The sequence below is a fragment of the Aeromonas allosaccharophila genome, from assembly GCF_000819685.1.
GTDB lineage: Bacteria > Pseudomonadota > Gammaproteobacteria > Enterobacterales > Aeromonadaceae > Aeromonas > Aeromonas allosaccharophila.
The window spans coordinates 70,535-91,364 of the sequence record NZ_CDBR01000013.1; the positions used below are offsets into that span (position 1 = coordinate 70,535).

Annotated in this window: 18 protein-coding genes; 12 read left to right on the forward strand and 6 right to left on the reverse strand. The window is 60.5% G+C overall.

Annotated elements, in window-relative coordinates:
- The first annotated feature begins 83 nt into the window (after window positions 1–83).
- The 4 genes from BN1115_RS02660 to BN1115_RS02675 all read left to right on the forward strand — a co-directional run bounded on the left by BN1115_RS02660 (window position 84) and on the right by BN1115_RS02675 (window position 3,075).
- Complete coding sequence (locus BN1115_RS02660; RefSeq protein WP_042655953.1) at window positions 84–644, forward strand: YceI family protein; 561 nt, start codon at window positions 84–86, stop codon at window positions 642–644.
- A complete protein-coding gene (locus BN1115_RS02665; RefSeq protein WP_042655954.1) occupies window positions 644–1,381 on the forward strand; it encodes a hypothetical protein in 738 nt (245 codons plus the stop codon). The genes BN1115_RS02660 and BN1115_RS02665 overlap by 1 nt, the downstream gene beginning before the upstream one ends.
- A 182-nt stretch (window positions 1,382–1,563) precedes the next feature.
- Complete coding sequence (locus BN1115_RS02670) at window positions 1,564–2,688, forward strand: adenosylhomocysteinase (protein ID WP_042655955.1); 1,125 nt, start codon at window positions 1,564–1,566, stop codon at window positions 2,686–2,688.
- A gap of 78 nt (window positions 2,689–2,766) precedes the next feature.
- Window positions 2,767–3,075 (forward strand): Rdx family protein, encoded by a 309-nt coding sequence (locus BN1115_RS02675; protein ID WP_019445942.1) that lies wholly within the window; start codon window positions 2,767–2,769, stop codon window positions 3,073–3,075.
- Window positions 3,076–3,187: 112 nt separating this feature from the next.
- Here the strand turns inward: BN1115_RS02675 and olsF are convergent, their stop codons facing one another.
- Together olsF and pepT are read right to left on the reverse strand one after the other, a co-directional pair.
- The gene (gene olsF, locus BN1115_RS02680) at window positions 3,188–4,897 is read right to left on the reverse strand and encodes a bifunctional ornithine lipid synthase OlsF (protein WP_042655956.1); all 1,710 of its coding nucleotides are present in this window, start codon (window positions 4,895–4,897) and stop codon (window positions 3,188–3,190) included.
- Between the two features lie 220 nt (window positions 4,898–5,117).
- The gene (gene pepT / locus BN1115_RS02685) at window positions 5,118–6,341 is read right to left on the reverse strand and encodes a peptidase T (protein WP_042655957.1); all 1,224 of its coding nucleotides are present in this window, start codon (window positions 6,339–6,341) and stop codon (window positions 5,118–5,120) included.
- A gap of 1,015 nt (window positions 6,342–7,356) precedes the next feature.
- Between pepT and speA the strand changes: the two genes are divergently transcribed.
- Window positions 7,357–9,258, forward strand: coding sequence for a biosynthetic arginine decarboxylase (speA, locus tag BN1115_RS02690; protein WP_042655958.1), 1,902 nt, complete (start codon window positions 7,357–7,359; stop codon window positions 9,256–9,258).
- Between the two features lie 284 nt (window positions 9,259–9,542).
- Window positions 9,543–9,731 (forward strand): hypothetical protein, encoded by a 189-nt coding sequence (locus BN1115_RS02695; protein ID WP_042655959.1) that lies wholly within the window; start codon window positions 9,543–9,545, stop codon window positions 9,729–9,731.
- Between the two features lie 74 nt (window positions 9,732–9,805).
- On the opposite strand, the gene BN1115_RS02700 is transcribed toward BN1115_RS02695, so the two are convergent.
- From BN1115_RS02700 to BN1115_RS02710, 3 genes are all read right to left on the reverse strand, one after another.
- Window positions 9,806–10,099, reverse strand: a complete 294-nt coding sequence (locus tag BN1115_RS02700; protein ID WP_042655960.1) for a hypothetical protein — start codon at window positions 10,097–10,099, stop codon at window positions 9,806–9,808.
- A 268-nt stretch (window positions 10,100–10,367) separates the two neighbouring features.
- Entirely contained in the window at window positions 10,368–12,374 is a 2,007-nt protein-coding gene (locus BN1115_RS02705; protein WP_042655961.1) for a methyl-accepting chemotaxis protein, read from the reverse strand.
- Window positions 12,375–12,571: 197 nt separating this feature from the next.
- A complete protein-coding gene (locus BN1115_RS02710; RefSeq protein WP_042655962.1) occupies window positions 12,572–13,867 on the reverse strand; it encodes an SLC5/6 family protein in 1,296 nt (431 codons plus the stop codon).
- Between the two features lie 249 nt (window positions 13,868–14,116).
- On the opposite strand from BN1115_RS02710, the gene BN1115_RS02715 reads away from it, so the two are divergent.
- From BN1115_RS02715 to BN1115_RS02730, 4 genes are all read left to right on the forward strand, one after another.
- A complete protein-coding gene (locus BN1115_RS02715; protein WP_042655963.1) occupies window positions 14,117–14,500 on the forward strand; it encodes a Rid family detoxifying hydrolase in 384 nt (127 codons plus the stop codon).
- Window positions 14,501–14,522: 22 nt separating this feature from the next.
- The gene (locus tag BN1115_RS02720; RefSeq protein WP_042655964.1) at window positions 14,523–15,812 is read left to right on the forward strand and encodes an L-cysteine desulfidase family protein; all 1,290 of its coding nucleotides are present in this window, start codon (window positions 14,523–14,525) and stop codon (window positions 15,810–15,812) included.
- A 65-nt stretch (window positions 15,813–15,877) separates the two neighbouring features.
- A complete protein-coding gene (locus tag BN1115_RS02725; protein ID WP_042656003.1) occupies window positions 15,878–16,531 on the forward strand; it encodes a helix-turn-helix transcriptional regulator in 654 nt (217 codons plus the stop codon).
- Window positions 16,532–16,684: 153 nt separating this feature from the next.
- Window positions 16,685–17,272, forward strand: a complete 588-nt coding sequence (locus BN1115_RS02730) for a histidine phosphatase family protein (protein WP_042655965.1) — start codon at window positions 16,685–16,687, stop codon at window positions 17,270–17,272.
- 52 nt (window positions 17,273–17,324) lie between these two features.
- Here the strand turns inward: BN1115_RS02730 and BN1115_RS02735 are convergent, their stop codons facing one another.
- Window positions 17,325–18,068, reverse strand: a complete 744-nt coding sequence (locus BN1115_RS02735) for a hypothetical protein (protein ID WP_042655966.1) — start codon at window positions 18,066–18,068, stop codon at window positions 17,325–17,327.
- Window positions 18,069–18,243: 175 nt separating this feature from the next.
- Here BN1115_RS02735 and ytfQ point away from each other — a divergent pair, with 175 nt between their 5' ends.
- Window positions 18,244–19,203 (forward strand): galactofuranose ABC transporter, galactofuranose-binding protein YtfQ, encoded by a 960-nt coding sequence (gene ytfQ, locus BN1115_RS02740; RefSeq protein ID WP_042655967.1) that lies wholly within the window; start codon window positions 18,244–18,246, stop codon window positions 19,201–19,203.
- An 89-nt stretch (window positions 19,204–19,292) separates the two neighbouring features.
- Window positions 19,293–20,801 (forward strand): sugar ABC transporter ATP-binding protein, encoded by a 1,509-nt coding sequence (locus tag BN1115_RS02745; RefSeq protein ID WP_042655968.1) that lies wholly within the window; start codon window positions 19,293–19,295, stop codon window positions 20,799–20,801.
- Window positions 20,802–20,830 lie beyond the last annotated feature (29 nt).

Genomic DNA, 20,830 nt, shown 5'->3' on the forward strand with positions numbered 1-20,830 from the left:
TAATAAATCACTGATTATCCATCTTCAGAACGAGGTTAGCATTTTAGCCACTGATGTGAACCCCAAGATGAAGGAACGAACGGATGAAAATGACCAAGGCTCTGCTGGCCTCCTGCCTGTTTATGGCACCCCCTCTGATGGCGGCGGATTACGATGTGGATGCGGCGCACACCACGGTGCAGTTCAAGGTGGGTCACCTGGGCTTCTCCGAGCTGGTGGGTCGCTTCAACACTTTCAGCGGCACCTTCAGCATGGATGACGCCAACCCGGCGGCCGCCAAGGCGAGCTTTGAAGTGGATGCCGCCAGCGTCGACTCCAACCACGAGGCGCGCGACAAGCACCTGCGCAGCCCGGATTTCCTCGACGTGAAGCAGTATCCCAAGATGACCTTCGTCAGCTCCGCTTACGAGGGCTCCAAGGATAAAGGCGTGCTGAAAGGGACTCTGACCCTGCATGGCGTCTCCAGGGAAGTGGCCTTCGATCTGGTCAAGATCGGTGAGGGCAAGGATCCCTGGGGCGGCTACCGCAGCGGCTTCAATGCGTCCACCACCATCAAGCGCAGTGACTTTGGCGTGAGCTACATGCTGCCCGGCATCCCGGACGAGATGAACATCAACCTGTTTGTCGAAGGCGTGCGCAAGTAATGGGCGCGGAACTGCTGCTGCAAACCCTGGCGGCTCCTCTGGGAGCCGCTTTGCTATCGTGGCGTTGGCCGCGACAGGGGTATCTGTGGGGGGCGCTGGCGCTCTGGCTGGTGGGATCCTTGCTCGGCGGCCTCTATGGCATCCCGGAAAAGGCGTGGCAGTGGCTGCCACTGACCTTGCTGGTGCCCGCCATCGCGGCTCAGGTGAGCGACCTGCGCGGTTCGCTGCTGCTTTTTGCGGTGTTCAGTGCGCTGGTGTGGTGGCAGGGATTGGCCTCGGTGCTGGCCAGCGAGCCGATGATTTGGCTGGCGCTGCTGCCCGCCATCCTCTGGTTTGGCTGGCGCGGCCTGCGCGGTGACAGCCGCGAGGGGCTCGGGTTTGCCCTCGGCTTTATCTGGCTGGCGCTGGTGATCGGCATCGATGGCAGCCTGCTGATTGCCCAACTGGCCGGTGCGCTGGCCGCTTTCGCCGGTTTTCGCGCCCTGCTCGCCACCTTTGTTGGCATCAAGGTGGCACCCGCCGGTCTGGCGCTGGCACTCGCTTTTGTCCAGATGCTCGCCTGGCAATATGTGGAGGTGCCGCTGGTGGTGTTGCTGCCGGTCTGGCTGCTGCCGCTGCTGGAGTGGGCGCTGCGTGACAAGCCGTGGCCGCTGCGTTGGGGGGCACTGATCCTGCTCGCCGCGGCGGGGACCGGACTTAGCCTGTGGTGGGTGTGGCCCGCTGCTTCTTTGTACTGATTTTTGCATGAAAAACAGGCAATTACAGTCATTTTTGCATACCCGCTCATACTCTTGGCAGATAATGATTGAGCCCCCTATGTGTTTCAGATAAAAAGGATTTTCATTTTATTTGGACACACACAGAACCCGGCCGAGCCGGGTTCTGTTTGCCTGCTTTGCGGCACATAAGGAGGCCACAGTTGCGCAGTCAAGGATCTGAGCATCTGTTTTTTCGCCATTTCACCGGACAGGGACGTATCGACGGTCTCTGCATTCTGCTGGTCACTCACCTGCTTCCCGATCGCCCCCGTTTTATCGAAGCGCTTTCCCGGATTGGGCGGATCGGCGCCATTTTGCCCAAACCGAAATCGGTACACGGCCCGACCCTGGAGTGGGTATCCCAACACTATCCGGTGCTGCCCCTCAACCGGCACTGGACCAATGATCCCGACAGCCTCATCCAGCAGATTGCACCGCTGGTGGCCCCCCACGAGCGGCTGCTGATCCTCGATATCGGCGGTTACTTCGCCAGAACCCAGTTGATCTTGAGCGAATACTTCGGCCCCCGTTTCCTCGGGGTGGTGGAGATGACCGAGAACGGCCATCAGCGCTATGAGCAGGAGGTGCTGGCGACCCCGGTGGTATCGGTGGCACGCAGTCCCCTCAAGCAGGCCGAGGATATCCAGATTGGTCTGAGCGTGGTCTACTCCGCCGAGTCGCTGGCGCGCACCCTCAACCGCACCTTCAACGTCTGCGAAGCCGTGCTGTTTGGTTATGGCAAGGTGGGGCGCAGCATCGCCCGCGACCTGCGCTGTCGTAACCTCCATCTCGGGCTGGTCGAAACCGATGTGCTGCGACAGGTGGAAGCGCTCTCCCACGGTTTTCGCTTGATCACCAAGGCCGAGGCGTTGAGCCGTGCCGAGCTGGTGATCTGCTCCACCGGCAATGGCTCGCTGGACTTGGCGGATCTGCAGGCGCTGCGCCCCGGCACCATGGTGGCCTCGGTCACCTCGGCTGACGACGAGTTCGCCTTCTCGCTGGCCCAGCTGCCGTGGCCGAGCGAAGAGGTGTGCCCTCATGTGCTGGCCCTCAACCGGCCGGATGGCAGCCAGATCTACCTGCTCAACCGGGGTGAGGCGGTCAACTTCGTGCATGGTGCCGTGATTGGTGAATACGTCTATCTGGTGCTGGCGGAGATCATGGAAGGGATTCGGATGCTGGCGGCAGGCCCGCTTGCTCCCGGCCTGTTCGAGCTGCCAGAATCGGCGATGCGTACCATTGCCCGCCATTGGTTGGCCGATTTTCATGGTGTTGACCAGCACTGATTTGACCAAACCGGGATCGGCCATTGGGCGGCGGTACGCCACTTCCTGCCACTGGCCGCTTTTTTTATGGAGTCACTCATGACCGAATCCGAAACCCTGATCAGCAAACCCCGCATCGAAATCCGCTACTGCACCCTCTGTCGCTGGATGTTGCGCGCTGCCTGGCTGGCGCAGGAGCTGCTCTCCACCTTCGACAGCGATCTGGGTGAGGTGGCGCTGGTGCCGGCCAGCAAGGGGGAGTTCCGCATTCTGGTGGGCGGGGTGCAGGTGTGGGATCGGGTGGTCGATGACGGCTTCCCCGAGGCCAAGGAGATCAAGCAGCGGGTGCGCGATGTCATCGCCCCGGAGCGGGATCTCGGCCACTCGGATCGCAAAGCGGCCGAGTAACTCCTGATGGGCCGAGCGGCTCGAAAAGGTGCTGAGCATTAGAACGAAAGGAGAGGGAGGCCATGGCCTTCCTCTCCTTTTTTGCATTTGGCTTTTGCGTGGTACCTGGGGGTTATGGGCGCGGCTCGGCCAGATGGCTGCCGATATAGCGGGCGCGCTTGTGGGGCTTGATGCGGCTCACATCCACCCACACCAGCCCGTCGATGCAGTGGTTGAAGTCGGGGTCGATGCCAAAATCCATAAACTGCACCCCGCCCGGCTCGCACAGCTCGGAATACTGCTTGTAGAGGGTGGGGATGGAGCAGCCCAGATTGTCGAGACGGGCCTTGAGTGCTTTGAGATCGGCGCCGTAATCCAACCCCTCGAACAGAGGTTGCGTCTCGGGGTAGGGACGGCGGGAGGGGGCCAGCGCCAGCTCGGGGGCAAAGTGCTGGCGGTAGAAGCTCACCAGCAGATCCTTGGCCGCCGGTGGCAGGCTGCCGGAGAGCGACACCGGGCCAAACAGGTAGCGGTAGCGGGGATAGCGGGCCAGATAGGCACCGATGCCGAACCAGAGATAATCGAGCCCCCGCTTGCCCCAGTAGGCGGGCTGGATAAAGCTGCGGCCAAGCTCGATGGCCTGCTCCAGCCGGGGCAGCAGCTTCTCCTCGAAACCGAACAGGGTGTGGCTGTAGAGACCATCCTTCCCCTTGCTGGCCAGCAGCTCCGCCACCGGGGCGAACCGGTAGGCGCCGATGATGTCGAGCCGGGCCGGATCCCAGAGGATCAGGTGGTGATAGTCGTTGTCAAAACCATCGAGATCCCGCCGCTTGCCAGACCCTTCCCCCACCGCGCGAAAGGCGATCTCCCGCAGTCGCCCCAGCTCGCGCAGGATCACCGAGTGGCTCAGTTCGTGGCGGCGGTAGAGGTAGATCCCCTGACCATCCGGGGTGGTGCCGAGCTGCTCGCAGCTTTCAATGGCCTGTTTGAGCTGGCGGCGATCCTCCGGCAGGGCGATGGGGGCCTCGGTCTGCAGCCGCCCCGCCTTGCCACGGCCAATCCGGTAGAGGTGGTTGCGCACCAGCCGCGCCGCCGTCTTGGCGGGCAGATCCTGAAAACTGTCGAGCGGAATGCGCGCCCCTATGGTCACCGGCAGGGTCTGCCCCTGCTGGCGAAACAGCTGGCGCACCAGCAACAGGGCAGAGGCGGGCTTGTTGAGCCAGGAGGCGAGATAGAACCAGAGACTGTTGCGCCCCCCCAGATGGATCGGCACCAGCGGGGTGCGGGTGCGCTGGGCCAGCTTGATAAAGCCTGCTTGCCAGGGGCCATCTTTCACCCCCTTGAGGCCGAGCCGCGAGACTTCGCCAGCGGGGAAGATCACCAGCGCCCCTTCATGGGCGAGGTGCTCGTTCATGGCGAGGATGGCCTGCCGGTCGGTCTTGCCCGCCATATTGTCCACCGGCAATAGCAGGGGGCGCAGCGGCGCGAGCTGGGCCAGCAGCTGGTTGGCGACAATCTTCACATCGGGACGAATGCGGCCGAGCAGTTGCAGCAGCACCAGTCCATCCAGCGAGCCGATGGGGTGGTTAGCGATAAGCATGACCCGGCCGCTGGCGGGAATGTGCTCCAGTTGCGCCTCGCTGACCCGATAGTCGAAATCGAGCCGGGTCAGCGCCTGCTCGACAAAATCGAGGCCGCGCAGGTGCGGGTAGCGGGTGGCAAAGTCGGCAAAGGCCCGTTCGTTGAGCAGCCAGCCCAGCAGCCGTTTAAACAGCGGGGTGAGCAGGGGATAGCCAAGCAGGCGAGGGAAGTGCTGGGTCAGCAGGGTATCGATAGTGAACATCTGGAGGGCTCCGGCGATCCGTTGCTCCCAGCATGATGTGACACTGTTCCCGCGACATGTCAGCGGGATGACAGTTTGATGGCAGTAGCGACTAGTTGCCCTCGTACTGCGCTCTGCGGTTTCCCTTTCCGGATGGTTGATGGCTGGTGGCCAGATAGCAAAGGGGAGAGCCGGTTAACCGGCTCCCCCCTTGGTGGTCGTGGTAATGATAGCGACCCGATTAACCGCGCCAGGCGGCGGTGAGGCGCACCAGCTCCACCAGGGTGGCGACCGATTTCTCCATGGATTGCAGCGGGATGAACTCGTGCTTGCCGTGGAAGTTGTGGCCACCGGTGAAGAGGTTGGGGCAGGGCAGGCCCATAAAGGAGAGGCGGGCGCCATCGGTACCGCCGCGAATGGGCTTGATCTTCGGTACCACGTCTGCGGCCTCCATCGCGGCCTTGGCCAGCTCGACGATGTGCATGTGCGGCTCGATCTGGCTGCGCATGTTGCGATAGCTGTCGGTCAGGGTCAGCTCGATGCGGGCCTTCGGATACTCGGCTTGCATGGCGGCGACCCGACTCTGCATCTCGGCCTTGCGAGCGGCAAAGTGCTCGTCGTCGAAGTCACGGATGATGTAGTGCAGGGTGCTCTCCTCCACCGTGCCGCTCATCTGGGCCAGATGGAAGAAGCCCTCATACCCGTCGGTGCACTCCGGGGTCTGCTCGGCAGGCATGGCGGCGTGGAAGCGGGCAGCCAGGGTCTGGCTGTTGATCATGCTGCCCTTGGCGGTGCCGGGGTGGACGTTGTTGCCCACAAAGCGCAGGTTGGCGCTGGCGGCGTTGAAGTTTTCATACTCCAGCTCGCCCAGTTCGCCGCCATCCACGGTATAGGCCCACTTGGCCGGGAATCTCTCCAGCGGGAACAGGTTGGCGCCGCGGCCAATCTCTTCGTCCGGGGTGAAACCGACCCAGATATCGCCGCGCGGGATCTCGGGGTGGGCCTGCAGGTGAGCGATGGCGGTGAGGATCTCGGCGATGCCGGCCTTGTCGTCGGCGCCCAGCAGGGTGGTGCCGTCGGTGGTGATGAGATCCTGACCCAGATAGTTTTTCAGGAAACGGTAGTCACGGATGGCGAGCACTTCGTCACCCTTGCCAAGGCAGATGTCGCCACCCTGATAGTTTTCGATGATCTGGGGTTTGACCTGCTCCGCCTCGTAGTCGGCGGTGTCCATGTGGGCAATCAGGCCGATGGCGGGGGCGTCCGGCTGGTTGCCTGGCAGGCAGCCGGTGAGGTAGCCGTGCTCATCCAGGGTGACCTGGGTCAGCCCCAGCGCCTTCATCTCTTCTTGCAGGGCACGGGCGAAGATCAGCTGGCCTTCGCTGCTGGGGCAGGCAGGATTGGTCTCATCGGAGCGGGTATGAAAAGTCACGTAACGCAGAAAACGCTCAAGCAGGGTATCCATTAGTCAGCCTCTAACCGATTGTGAGCGGTCATTGTGGCCAATCCGTGCGGGGCACTCATTGCGTCAGCGCAGGTTTTTCCCATTTTTTGACGCAAGGGGAGGGCGGGGAATGTGCGGTGCACGGCGCAACGTCGGGGAGGGAGTTCGCATAAATGTGGCGTTTATCTCGATATTTAGGCGCTGGCGGTCACGGCCAAATTCCCCTCGGCCACCGCACAGCAAGGCGTCAGCCCCATCATGGCGTTTTCACACACTTTTCAAGGGGAAAGCGGGCTGTCGCATAACCTGCGCCATCCCAGAGCCCGCCTGCCCGCCAGCAAGATTTGATCGACTTATTAAAAGGGGATTTTGAACACTATTTTTTATTGTCACCGCCTGCGGTAAGTGTGTACACTCCGCGCCGATCCAAGGGCAACCCTGAAGCAGGCAGAGCCGCCAGAAACCCGACCGATCATACGCCTATAGGGCGAGGCACGCAGAAACGACAGACACTGCTGGGGAATGGTTTCTTTAATACCGGTTAGGCTCCGGTATCAGGGAGAACAACAGACTCTCATCCTTCATTTGACCGAGTGGGCCATCGGCTCATCATCTTCCCTTGTCATGGGCGGTCACTGACGGTGAGGTGGGCTGTGGTTGTTGTCGTCTATCAACACGCATGCGTGCTGGCGCCTTCGCTTCTCTTCCTTGGAACCCTCTCCTTCTGTCGGGATCGCTGCCGAATGATGAACTGACGGCGTGGCTGATGTCGTCTGTCATCAAAGTACCGCGGCGCCCCGTTTAAGGTGGCACCGCATACCGTTGAGCTTGATGTAAAGCCACCAGCCCCACATCAAGACTCGTTACTTCCCCAAGATCCACCAGGCAGCCTCTGGCTTGCCGCGATGTGCAAAGCGTTGGTTAGTGTGGCTGCGTCTCGTGATGGCAGCACCCGCCGCACTCTGCACTAGATGGTCTGGATGTGATTGAGGGTAACGAAGGCGACTTTGGGTCGCTCATTTGCGAGGCATAGCCCATGACTAACTGGTCCAGCAAGGACTCCTTGAAGGTCTACAACGTTCCCTACTGGGGTGCGGGTTTTTTCAATATCAATGACGCCGGTCATGTGACCGTCGCCCCCGACAAATCACGCCCTGACGCGCATATTGTCATCTCTGATGCCATCGAACAGCTGCGTCAGTCTGGGCTGACCACCCCCGTGTTGCTGCGCTTCCCCGACATTCTCAAGAGTCGGGTCGATGCGCTGTTCAACGCCTTTGGTCAGGCCATCGAGAAGTCAGGCTATGAAGGGGACTACCTCTGCGTTTACCCGATCAAGGTAAACCAGCAGCGTCGTGTCATCGAGACCATCAGCCAGTCCTACAGCGACAAGCCCCGGCTTGGCCTGGAAGCTGGTTCCAAACCGGAACTGCTGGCCGTGCTTTCCCATCACCATGAGCAAGGCTCGGTGATCGTCTGCAACGGTTACAAAGACCGCGAATATATCCGCCACGCCCTCTTGGGCAACCTGATGGGCCACAAGGTCTACATCGTGGTGGAGAAGCCCTCCGAGCTGGAAATGGTGCTGGACGAGTCAGCTCGTCTCAACATCAAGCCCAACATCGGGGTGCGTGCCAAGCTCGCTTCCACCGGCTCCGGCATGTGGGAATCGAGCGGCGGCTCCATGTCCAAATTCGGTCTCTCCGCCTCCCAGATCCTGGCGCTGATCGAGCGTCTGCGCGGGCTGGGCAAGCTGGACTGCCTGCAACTGCTGCACTTCCACCTGGGTTCCCAGATCGCCAACATCCGCGACATCCAGGGCGGGATCCGCGAGTGCGGTCGTTTCTACGCTGAACTGCGTCGCCTCGGTGCCAACATCGAAGTTGTTGACGTCGGTGGTGGCCTGGGGGTGGACTACGAGGGAACCCGTTCCCAGAGCCACTGCTCCGCCAACTACAGCCTCTCCGAGTACGCCAACAACGTGGTGTGGGGCATCGGCGATGTCTGCCGCGAGTTCGACCTGCCGCACCCGACCATCATCAGCGAGTCTGGCCGTGCCCTGACCGCTCACCATGCCGTGCTGGTTACCAATATCATTGGTGCCGAAGGGGTGGAGATGAACGACATCAGCGCGCCGGGCGAAGATGCACCGACCATTCTGCAGAACATGTGGCAAGGCTGGCTGGATCTGCGCAGCGAAGATCCCTCCCTGCTGGAGATCTTCCACGACTCGGTGGCAGACCTCGGTGATGTGAATACCCAGTACACCATGGGTCTCTTGAACCTTGAGCAACGTGCCTGGGCCGAGATGCTGCACCAGAACACCTGTCTGGCGCTCAAAGAGCTGCTCAACCCGGTCAACCGCAACCACCGTGCGCTGGCTGACGAACTGAGTGAAAAGCTGGCTGACAAGTGCTTTGCCAACTTCTCCCTGTTCCAGTCCCTGCCGGATGCCTGGGGTATCGGTCAGGTGTTCCCGGTGATGCCGCTGGCTGGCCTCGAGCGTCCGCTCACCCGTCGCGGCATCCTGATGGATATCACCTGTGACTCCGACGGTCAGGTCGAGCACTACGTCGACGGTCTGGGGGTCGAGAGCACCCTGCCGATGCCGGTTTATGGCGAGAACGAAGAGTGCCACGTCGGCTTCTTCCTGGTCGGTGCCTATCAGGAGATCCTGGGCGATCTGCACAACCTGTTCGGTGACACCCACTGCGCGGAAGTGTGGCTGGATGAGGAAGGCAAGATGGACATTCGCAACGTGGTGCGCGGCGACACCGTCGACCAGTTGCTGCGTTACGTCAACATCGACCCCTCCGTTATCCGCGAGAATTACCAGCGGATCGCCTCCCACCCGGCGCTGGACGACGCAACCCGCAAAGCCCTGCTCGACGAGCTGGAGCTGGGCCTGCAAGGCTACGCCTATCTGGAAGACGAATAAGCCTCTGGCTTGTTTGCCCCGTCGGTGGAAACAACATGACGGGAATGAAAAAACGGCGCCTGCGGGCGCCGTTTTTGTTGCCGGGGGGCATCCGGCGATATGACGGGGCACTCGGCCCATCTTCATTCGGATAACCTATGGTGGTTTGGGGCATCCGCAGGCCACAGATCTGGCAGATATCTGTCCCTTGCAGCCGCTTCCCTTGATCTGCATCAAGCTTGAACCTCGGTGGTTATTTTACGGTCAGGAGTGATGTTGATGGGATGTAACAAAAGGATGTGCATATGGAACTGAAAAGGGACCCGAGATGCTATACCGACGTCTGTATCGACGGTAAGTGGTATCACTACGACCACTGCAGCACCAACGTCTACATGCTGATGGGGGGCGCCGCGCCGAGCCTTCAGCTGGCCTATGAGCCGAGCAGCGAAGAGGAGCTGATCGAGATGCTCCAGCAGCTGGCCCGCTTCTGAGTCACAAGATTAACGCCTCGCCATATGGCCATCGGGCACGTTGCCACGATGGCCACCACTCTTTACCGCTGCACCTAATCTCGGCGGGTTTTATTGCCCAATAGCCCCTTGCCAATCTCCAGCATGGCGACGGCCGCGGCATAGCTGCTATCAGACTTGCCTATTTCGTCCGCCACATAGAGAAAATTGGATTGGTACTTCTCGACGGCCTCTCGCGGGCTGGTTGCGTCAATAAAGTCCTCCTCCACCTCGAATCCTTGGGTCAGCAGTGCCGCCTTTTCACTCAGAAAAGTCGGAGATGCCATGTCGATAAAGGTGTATTGCTGCCGATTGGACGCCGGAACGGTAAAAAACTGGTATCTGGCCATGGGTAAATCCTCGCTTGAAGCGGGTGATAGATAAGGTGACGCTGGTTTTAATCTGTGGCTCGCAGGCGGCTTGGTTTCCCTCGATGTCGCAGACAGTGCGTATCGGGAATGCCGCATTTTGTTTTCGTTCGAGACTACTTTGTTGGCGTCTGCCCGGCAAGTGAGGCACAGGGATTTTCTGGATGATCCGCTCAACTGAGGCGTTGTGGGCAGGCTTGAGGCTGGGGTAATGCCGAGCTTATATTGAGCCCGGCTTGTCAGCGCTCTGTCACAGCACGAAGCTCTGTACCATGGCGCGCAGCTGTTCGGTGAGCTGGTGGATCTGGCGGGCGGCATCGCGGGCGGCGTTGGCCACTTGCAACGCCTCGTCGCTGCCATCGGAGATGCGCACCACGTTGCGTTCGATCTCGTTGACCACCGCGCCCTGCTGTTCGATGGCGCTGGCGATGATGGCGTTGGTATCGACCATCCGATCCACCTTCTCGGTGATGGCACCGAAGGCCTGTTGCGCCTCCTGCGCCAGCCCGACCCCCTCCTGCGCTTCATGGCTGGCCGCCGACATGGCGGTGACCGAGGCGCGGGCGCCGGATTGCAGCTGTTCGATCATCTGCTGGATCTCGACGGTGGCGCCCTGGGTGCGGTTGGCAAGAGACCGCACCTCGTCGGCGACCACCGCAAAGCCGCGACCCTGTTCACCGGCCCGGGCCGCTTCGATGGCGGCGTTGAGGGCCAGCAGATTGGTCTGTTCGGCGATGCCACGGATCACGCTGATGACGCCGCCAATCTGGCTGCACTGCTGCTCCAGCTGGCCGATGGTCTCGGCGGTGCGCAGCACCTCGCGGTTGATATGGTCGATGGCCTTGATGGTGCGCTCCACCACATCCTCGCCCTGACCGACCACGTTCTGTGCCTCCTGCGTCATGCGGGCAGCTTGCAGGGCGTTGCCCGCCATGTCCTGTGAGGTGGCGGCCAGCTCCTTGATGGCGGTGGCAACCTGATGGGTCTCTCCTTGCTGATCGGCAATCATCTCCTGCGAGCGGCAGGTGCGCGCCTCGATCTCGGTGGCGCTCTCCACCACGGTGACGCCATTTTCCCGCACTCGCAGCATCAGGGTGCGCAGGGTCTCCAGCGTCACGTTGTAATCCCGGCTGATGGCCGCCAGCTCGTCCTGACCGACGATCTCGATATGCTGGCTGAGATCCTGGGCGTTGACCCGGGCGGCGATATCACGCACTCGCGCCACGGTTTCGCGCAGGGAGAGGTAGGCGCCGATCATCAGGTAGAGGTAGAGCAGCAAGCTGGCGGTCAGCGGCGCGGTGACCCACCAGAAGTGGCGCTGGTTGGCGGCCAGCCGCTGACGCAGATCGGCCTCCAGCCGCTGGCGTACATGGCCTGCCAGCGAGGTGATGGCCTCGTCCATCTTATCCCCCAGTGCTTGCACCTCCTTGGTGGAGAGCTGCACCAGCTGATCCTTCATCATCTTGTTTTCCATGGTCTCGACCCCCTGACGCACCAGCTGCATCAGGGCATCGGTCTGCTGACCCAGCTCGGCGCGGTAGGCCGGTTCAATCTGGTATAGCAGGGTCAGATCGGCCTCCAGCTCCTGCAGGGTGGCGCTGATCAGGTCAAGACGAAAACGCAGGCCGCTGTAGCCCTCTGCCTGAAACAGGCCGAAGTCGGCGATGGTGGCGGCGCGATCCCGCACCTGGGCCAGCAGGTCACGCAGCTGCGGCAACCGCTCGCTGGCGAGGAGCACCATGTAGTAGGTACCGAGCGCCGGATCCTGGATCAGGCTGCTGGCGGCTGTGATGTGCTTGTAGAGGTGGCGCACCTCGGTCAGCAGCTTATCGTGGCGCAGGTTGCTCTGCTCCACCTCCAGCTTGCCCGCTTCACTCTGCAGGGCGGCCCAGCCCTGCTGGATCACCTCAAAGGAGGGGTTGTTCTGGCGGGTGTCGGCAAAGGCCTGCAGGCTCAGCTCCACCGCTTGTGCCGCTGCCTTAAGTTGGTCGTCACCGACCGGATCCACCTCATAGGCGTGGCGGGTCATCAGATTGCGATGGGTGAGCAGGGCCTGTTCGATGGCGGGAACCGGGGCGAGATTGACCACGCCAGCCAGCTCCCGGTTGGCCTGCGCGTTGTCATCCTGCAGCCGTCCCAGCAGATTGGTCATGCTGTAGGCCAGTGGCAGCAGCATCAGGCAGGACCAGAGCAAAAATTTGTATTTGAAGGAGAGCTGATTGCCCAGCCGGATGGCTGGGTTGAAAATCCATTTCATATGAGGCCTCGATACCCGATGTGGCGGGTCTATGCGGTGATGCCTGAATAGTACTCTGCGCAGGCCCCCTTGGGGGAGGCCGCATTGCAAGTTGTGATCTCTTTGGCTTTTTGCCCCGACGACTCCTCTGACGCAATAGAAAACGGGCCACCCGAAGGTGACCCGTTGTTGATGAAGGCATGTCCGGTTGCAACCGATCAGTTGAACGCCAGGAAGGGCGAGACGCAGAGCAGCAGGCCGGTGACGATGATGATGTAAAGGGAAGTGCCCTTGTACTTGTGCAGTGCCGGTACCTGATAGACCAGATAGGCCGGGATGAGACAACCCACCATGCCGAAGATGGGGCTGCAGATGGAGGTGAAGCTCAGCACCGGTGCGTTGAGCACGATGGCACCCCAGGAGAGCATGACGGTAAACACCATGATCCCTTTGCCTACCAGACCCTTGTTGATGCGGTTTTCCGGCATCACGCGGCGCAGCAGGTTCATCGCCAGACCCTGACAGGCTTCACGGAAACCGAGGTAAACGCCGAAGTAGGCGGTCATCACCGCGAAGATGTTGAGGGTCAGGCTCAAGAGCTTGAGGGTCTGGCCAGGCATGCCCTGCGCCACCAGGGCCAGTGCGGAGATGTTCTCCTCGGAGGCTTTGACCGCCTGATCGTGGCCCATGGCCAGGGTGAAGGAGACCGCGTAGAAGAACACCACCACGAACAGGATGCCGAAGGCGATATTCATGGCGCGCATCGCCTTGAAGCGAGCCACTTCCAGCGACTTCTCCCGGGAGCGGTAGGAGATCACCATGGGGCTCAGGCTCTGGATAAAGAGGATAGAGGTGAGGGTGAAGGGAAGCATGATGATGGCGTCCTTCATCCAGTCACCGGCAGCGGGCATGGCGGTGATGTTGGCCGCATCCCACTTGTCCACCATCATCAGGCCGAGCACGGCCACCACGGTGATCTTGGTCAGCACCATAAAGGTGGAGATCTTGAACAGCATGTTCTCGCCGCGCGATGCCAGTGCCACCAGACCGCAGATCAGCACCAGACCGTAGAGCGGGTTTTCGGAGAGCAGGCCATCGGTGACGCCGAAGCTCTGCAGGAAGGAGGCGCTGTCATTGGTGATGGCGGTGGAGTAGACGAAGACCCAGATCACCAGCATCACGAAGTAGAGCGCGCCTAGCAGCATGCCCCAGTTCTTGCCGAGGTAACCGGTGATGACGCTGGGGTAATCCTTGCACTCCGGCGAGGTGGCCAGGGTGTTGATAAAGAGGCGCTGGAACATGTACATGGCCGGGTAGCCGATCACTGCAGAGAGCAGAAAGACCCACAAGCCCATCAGACCCACCTGTACCGGCAGGAAGACGATCCCTGCGCCGATGGCCATGCCGATGCTCATGATGATCCAGCCCCAGTCGGTGCTGTCGAAGCGAACCGCTTCTTTCCATTCCAGGGTGCCTATCGCGGGGCTGGTGAGAGTAGTGCTGTGCGCGTCCATTAAAACCTTCTTTTTTGTAGGGATGTGGGAAATCGGCGCAAATATAGTTGAATGAATGCGTTGCAAACAATGCCCAAGATGATACTTTTGTTCAAATCAGGACCGTGATCACGGTTTATATTGAGGCAAAAGATGCTTTTTACGCCTTTTTTGTATCTTTTTGTTGAATGGATAAAATAAAAAGCAAATAATGTTGAGCGAAAAGAGATTCATGATTGCAAAAAAAATTGCATAAATAGGAGTGGCTATATGAAAAGCATCATCACAGCAGCAGCGGCACCTGACGCTATCGGTCCCTACAGCCATGGCACTGCCTACGGCGATCTCATCTTCACTTCAGGTCAGCTGCCGGTCTGCAAACAGTTGGGCGGCGTGGTCGAAGGGGGCATTGCGGCCCAGACCCGCCAGTCACTGGAGAACCTGAAATCCGTGCTGGAAGCCACAGGTGGCTCGCTGGATACCGTGCTCAAGACCACTTGCTACCTCGCCGAGATCAGCGATTTTGCCGCGTTCAACGAGGTCTATAAAGACTATTTCCAGAAAGATTGTCCGGCGCGCAGCTGCTTTGCAGTGAAAGATCTGCCGATGGGCGTCAAGGTTGAAGTGGAAGCGATCGCCCATATCGCTCGTTAATGCTGATAAAAAGGTTCAAGTGATGAAACAAGCGTGGCAGCAGTATCTGCAGATTATTCAACAGGTTGTCAAACCAGCGCTGGGTTGTACCGAGCCCATCGCCGCCGCCTATGCCGCGGCGGTCGCCGCCCGGCAGTTGGGCTGTGAGCCCCGCCGCCTCGAGGTCGCGGTGTCGGATAATCTCTACAAAAACTCGATGGGTGTCTATGTACCGGGCACCGGCAAGATCGGTCTGGCCATTGCGGCTGCCGCCGGTGCCATCGGCGGTAACGCCGATGCCGGACTGGAGGTGCTGGCCGCCATTCAGCCCGAGCAAGTAATCACTGCCCAGGGGCTGATCGATGCCGGCAACGTGCAGGTGCGCCGCACCGCTGCCCCCGAGTTTATCTTCTGCCGCGTGACCGTTTATGGCACGGATGAACATGGTGAAGAGCACAGCGCCGAAGTGACCCTGTGTGGCGGCCATACCCGCATCGTCGAGCAGCGCCGCGATGGCGAGGTGACCTTCACCGCCGATCAGAGCCAGAGCGGTGCCACCGGTTCCATCTGCGATGGCGTCGATATCAGCATCGCCACTATCTACGAGTTCGCCACCCAGGTGGAGTTCGAGCAGATCAAGTTCATCCTCAAAGCCTCCGAACTTAACGGCAAGCTCTCTGCCGAGGGGATGAACAACCCCTATGGCCTCGAGATCGGCCGCACCATGCAGCAGAACATCGATGCCGGCCTCATCGGCGAGGATGTGATGAACCGCATCGTGATGATGACGGCGGCGGCTTCCGATGCCCGCATGGGGGGGGCCACCCTGCCTGCCATGAGCAACTTCGGCAGCGGCAACCAGGGCATCGCCGCCACCATTCCGGTGATGGTGATTGCCGAGCGCTTTGCGGCCAGCGAAGAGCAGTTGGCTCGTGCCCTCATCATGAGCCATCTGGGTGCCATTTATATCAAGTCCCACTATCCACCGCTGTCGGCCTTCTGTGGCAATACCGTGACCAGCGCGGCCGCCTCCATGGCCATGGTCTATCTGGCGGGCGGCAGCTTCGAGCAATCCTGCTTCGCCATCCAGAACGTGCTGAGCGACAGTGCCGGCATGGTGTGCGACGGGGCGAAAGCCTCCTGCGCCATGAAGGTGAGTACCTCCTCCGGCGCGGCGGTACGCGGCTTCCTGATGGCCCTCAACAGCCACTCGGTGTCGGGTCAGGGAATTGTGGCAGGCAACGTGGATCAGACCATCCGCAACGTGGGTCAGATGGTGAAGGAGGGCATGTCTGCCACAGACACCACCATTATTGATATCATGTCCGCCTGATGTCCCTGTCGGTTGCTGTACTGCCATCCCCCCGCGTGCAGCAACCCTTGCAAGAAGGTCCCATTGTGAAGCTGCAAGAGTTGAGTCCGAGCGATTTTGAGATCCTCAAGTCGATGGAGAACATAGTGGACGGCATCGCCGCCATGTATGGCCAGCACACCGAGGTGCTGCTCCACAGTCTGGATGTGCGCAATCCCTCGATCGTCAAGATTGCCAACGGCCATATCACCGGCCGCAGTGTCGGCGCTCCCATCACCAACCTGGCGATGATGAAGCTCAAGAGCGGGCAGGATATCTCCAGCCCCTACATGACCAAGTGCGCCACCGGCAAGACCCTGCGCTCCATCACCACCGTGATCCGCAACGGGGAGCACAGGGCCATCGGACTGCTCTGCATCAACAGCGACATGGATGCCCCGTTGCAATCCGTGCTGCGCACCATGATGCCGGAGTGCATGAATCCTCACGAGAGTCATGCCACCCCGGAGGTGTTCGCCCGCAACATCGACGAGGCGCTCAACAGCACCATCGACACCGTCAGTGCCGAGGTGCGCGGCAACGAGGCGGTGCCGCCGTCCCAGAAGACCCGGGTCATCGTCAACCAGCTGCACGACATGGGGATCTTCGAGCTCAAAGACAGTGCCCAGATCGCCGCGCGCCAGCTCGGCATCTCGGTCCACTCCATCTACCGCTATCTGCGGGAGATCAAGAAGGGCTGAGCCGGTTCACTCTGGCCAAATTGACAGCAAACGGGTCGGCACTGACCCGTTTTTTACGCCTGCGTTTACACGTCTGTTTGGGCCATCCCCCGAGCTCATCTGCTATCATCGTCCCCCTTATTTTTCTATCTATCTGAACGTGCTGGAGAAACCATGTCCCGACTCATCTATCTGCTGCGCCACGGCCAGACCCGATTCAATGCCGAGCAGCGTCTGCAGGGGCGTTGCAACTCCGATCTGACCGACAAAGGCGAGGCGCAAGCCATCGCCATGGGGCAGCGCCTTGCCGATGAACTGGCAGATCCCGCCCGCTGGACCGTCTACGCCAGCCCGCTCGGCCGTGCCCGCCAAACCGCGCTGCTGGTGTGCGAGCAGCTGGGGTTGGCGGCGGATCGCATCGTCTGGGACGATCGGTTAATGGAGCTCGGCATGGGGGAGTGGGAGAGCTGCCAGATCCCGGCGCTGCGGCTTGCCCACCCCGAACTCGATACCGGCAAGGGGGATTGGTATCTGCAGGCTCCGGGGGCGGAGAGTTTCGAGAGCATTCAGCGCCGGGCACACCAGTGGTTGCAGGACCCCGCGATCGCCGAGCGGGCCATCGTCATCTCCCACGGCCTGCTCGGCGCCATGCTGCGCGGCGTCTATGCCGATCTCGACTATGAGGCGACCTGGGCACAGGCGTTGCCGCAAGATGCCTTCTATAAGCTGCAGGATGGTCATATCACCCGCATTGCCTGCTGACAGTCGCTGGCGGCGGTGAGCGTGGTAGGCGTTGGGTTGAATGGGGTTGCGATCAGGGGATCAGGATCCACTCTCGTCTGACCCCGTTGTATACCGAGCTCAGGCCATATTGTTTCCAGATGTCGGCCATGGCATCGTCGAATACCCCCAGCGTGAGGGCGGCGCGCAGGCGTTTCACAGTGTTGGGTGGCAGTTGCGGGTGACAGGCCAGCCAGCGTTCGACCCGGGCCAGCACCATCACCCGCTGGACCGGTTTCCCTTTGGCGGGGGCGCTCACCAGCTCGGGGAGTACGTCACTGATCAGCAGATCGAAGCGACCCGCCTGCAGCATGGCAATACCCTGGCCAGCCTTGGGCAGCAGTTCGTAGCGGATCGCCGCATTGTCGAGGATCTCTCTCAGCTCGGCCACATCGATGGCACCAATACGATAGTTGCGCAGCGCCTCGATATTGCTCAGCGGTTTCACTGTGCCCTGCCGGGCATAAACTGCCAGGGTGATCGGGGCAATACGTGCTACATAGCGGAGGGTTTCGGCATTTTCGGCGGAAAAGTGCACGGCAAGCCCGCAGCTGTTTGGCTCGGTCGTCACTATCTTGAGCAGGCGGCGCATCGGCTTGGCCTGAAAGTGGATCTTGATCTCCTGCTGCTGCGCCAGACGGGCAAAGGCATCGACATAGGGGCCGCTCAGCCCCTCTTTGCTGACCTGAATGAAGGGTGAATCGCCCCCTATTGGGCATACATCTGGATACCGGCTCTGAACACAATATTTGCTGAAATAAATATGCAGATAAATCAACGCAGCCCTTGCCTGATATATGAACTTGTCTGCTGTTTGTATGAAGCATCATGCTGCTGAAAATTTTCTGTGAGCCATCTCCCGTCGTTAAACCCAAGAGCCTATACGCTTGACCCGTACCATTAAACCAGAGTCGCTTTGGTTTATTTCACCATGCATCACAAAGGAGTGTCACATGTATAAAAAAGTGAAACTGGCGGGCATTATCAGCACCCTTATTCTCTCTGCCTCTGCATATTCTGCCGAGATGACGGTAGGCTTCTCCCAGATAGGTTCTGAATCCGGCTGGCGGGCGGCGGAAACCTCGGTCGCCAAGAGCGAAGCACAAAAACGCGGCATCACCCTGAAGATTGCCGATGCCCAGCAGAAACAGGAGAACCAGATCAAGGCCATTCGCTCCTTCATTGCCCAGGGCGTCGATGCCATCTTTATTGCCCCCGTGGTACAGACCGGCTGGGATCCGGTATTGCAGGAGGCAAAAGAGGCAGAGATCCCGGTGTTCCTGCTGGATCGCAATATCACGGTGAAAGATGACGCCCTCTTCATGACGGGGGTCGCCGCAGACAGCGTCCACGAAGGGGCCGTGGCGGCCCAGTGGCTCATCAAGCAGCAGGATGGCAAGGCCTGCAATGTGGTGGAATTGCAGGGCACAGTGGGGGCCAGCGTGGCGCTGGATCGCAAGAAAGGCTTCCTCGATACGGTCGCGGCCGTGCCCACCATCAAGATCATCCGCACCCAGTCAGGGGACTTTACCCGCAGCAAGGGCAAGGAGGTGATGGAGAGCTTCATCAAGGCGGAGAATAACGGCAAGAATATTTGCGCCGTCTACGCCCACAACGACGACATGGCCATCGGTGCCATTCAGGCTATTAAAGAAGCTGGGCTGAAACCGGGCACGGATATTAAGATCATCTCCATCGATGGCGTGCCGGATATTTTCAAGGCGATGATGGCAGGTGAAGCCAATGCCTCGGTGGAATTGACGCCGAATATGGCAGGCCCCGCCTTCGATGCCCTGCTGGCTTATAAAAAGGACGGCACCCAGCCCCCCAAACTTATCAAGACGGAGTCTATTCTGTTCGAGCCAGAGAGTGCCCAGGCCCAGCTAGAGCTGAAAAAAGACATGGGTTACTAATGCCGCCCGCCCTCTGAGCCAGCCTGTTAAATAACACGCCATATCGGCAACGTTGCGATATGGCGCGTTATATCGGAGAGCCTATTTTCATGTCACAGAACAATCAGGATGTCCTGTTGAACGCCCGCGGGATCTGCAAGACCTTTCCCGGGGTGCGTGCCTTGCATCAGGTGGACTTTTCCCTGCGTCGGGGAGAGATCATGGCGCTGCTCGGCGAGAACGGTGCCGGCAAATCCACTCTGGTCAAGACCCTCACCGGCGTCTATCAGCCCGACGGGGGCCGTATCGAACTCGATGGCATCCCCATCTCCCCGACAGATACCGCCCATGCCCAGCGCCTGGGGATAGGCACCGTCTATCAGGAGGTCAACCTGCTGCCGAACATGTCGGTGGCCGACAACCTCTTCATCGGCCACGAACCCCGCCGCTTCGGCCTCATCGATCGAGCCGCCATGACCCGGCAGGCCCAGGCCATCATGGCAGGATACGGCTTCGAGATGGATGTCACCCTGCCCCTGGGTCACCATTCGGTCGCCATGCAGCAGATAGTGGCCATTGCCCGGGCCATCTCCCTGTCCGCCAGGATCCTGATCCTTGATGAACCGACCGCGAGTCTGGATGCCAGCGAGGTGCAGATGCTCTTCTCCCTGATGGGGAACCTGAGGGACCAGGGGGTGAGCCTGATCTTTATCACCCATTTTCTCGATCAGGTCTACGCCATCAGTGATCGCATCACAGTGCTGCGCAACGGCGAGCTGGTCGGAACTCGCGATACCGCCGCGCTACCGCAACTGGATCTGGTCAAGATGATGCTGGGGCGCGAGCTGGACGACAACGCCCTCAAGCGGGCGGGCAAGACGCTGCGCAGCAATCAGCCCATGGTGTCGTTCAGGGACTATGGCAAGCGCGGGGTCATAGCCCCGTTCAATCTCGACGTCATGCCAGGGGAGATAGTGGGTCTCGCCGGCCTGCTCGGGTCGGGTCGCACCGAAACCGCCGAGCTGATGTTCGGTATAGTGGCAAGGGATGGCGGCGAGTGTCGGGTGCGGGGCAAAACGGTGACCATCCGCAGTGCGCGTCAGGCCGCCGCCCATGGCTTTGGCTTTTGCCCGGAGGACCGCAAGAACGCCGGCATCATCGCCTCGGCCTCGGTGCGCGAGAACATGGTACTTGCCCTGCAAGCCCAGCGGGGCTGGCTGCGCCCTCTGCCCCGCAAGGAGCAGGACGAGATCGCCGCTCGCCTTATCGAGCAGCTGGCCATCAAGACCCCGGGGCCGGAGCAGCCCATCCAGTTCCTGTCAGGGGGGAACCAGCAGAAGGTGTTGCTGGCCCGCTGGCTGCTGACCAAGCCGCAGTTCCTGATCCTGGACGAGCCAACCCGGGGCATTGATGTGGGAGCACACGCCGAGATCATCCGGCTCATCGAATCACTCTGCGCCAACGGGCTGGCCCTGCTGGTCATCTCCTCGGAGCTCGAAGAGCTGGTGGGTTATGCCGATCGGGTGATCGTCCTGCGCGACAGAAAACAGGTGGCAGAACTTGCGACGGACGCCCTCAGCGTGCCTGCCATCATGAACGCCATTGCATGTGAGGCCTGATATGACGTCATCCACTATTCCCCTTCCTG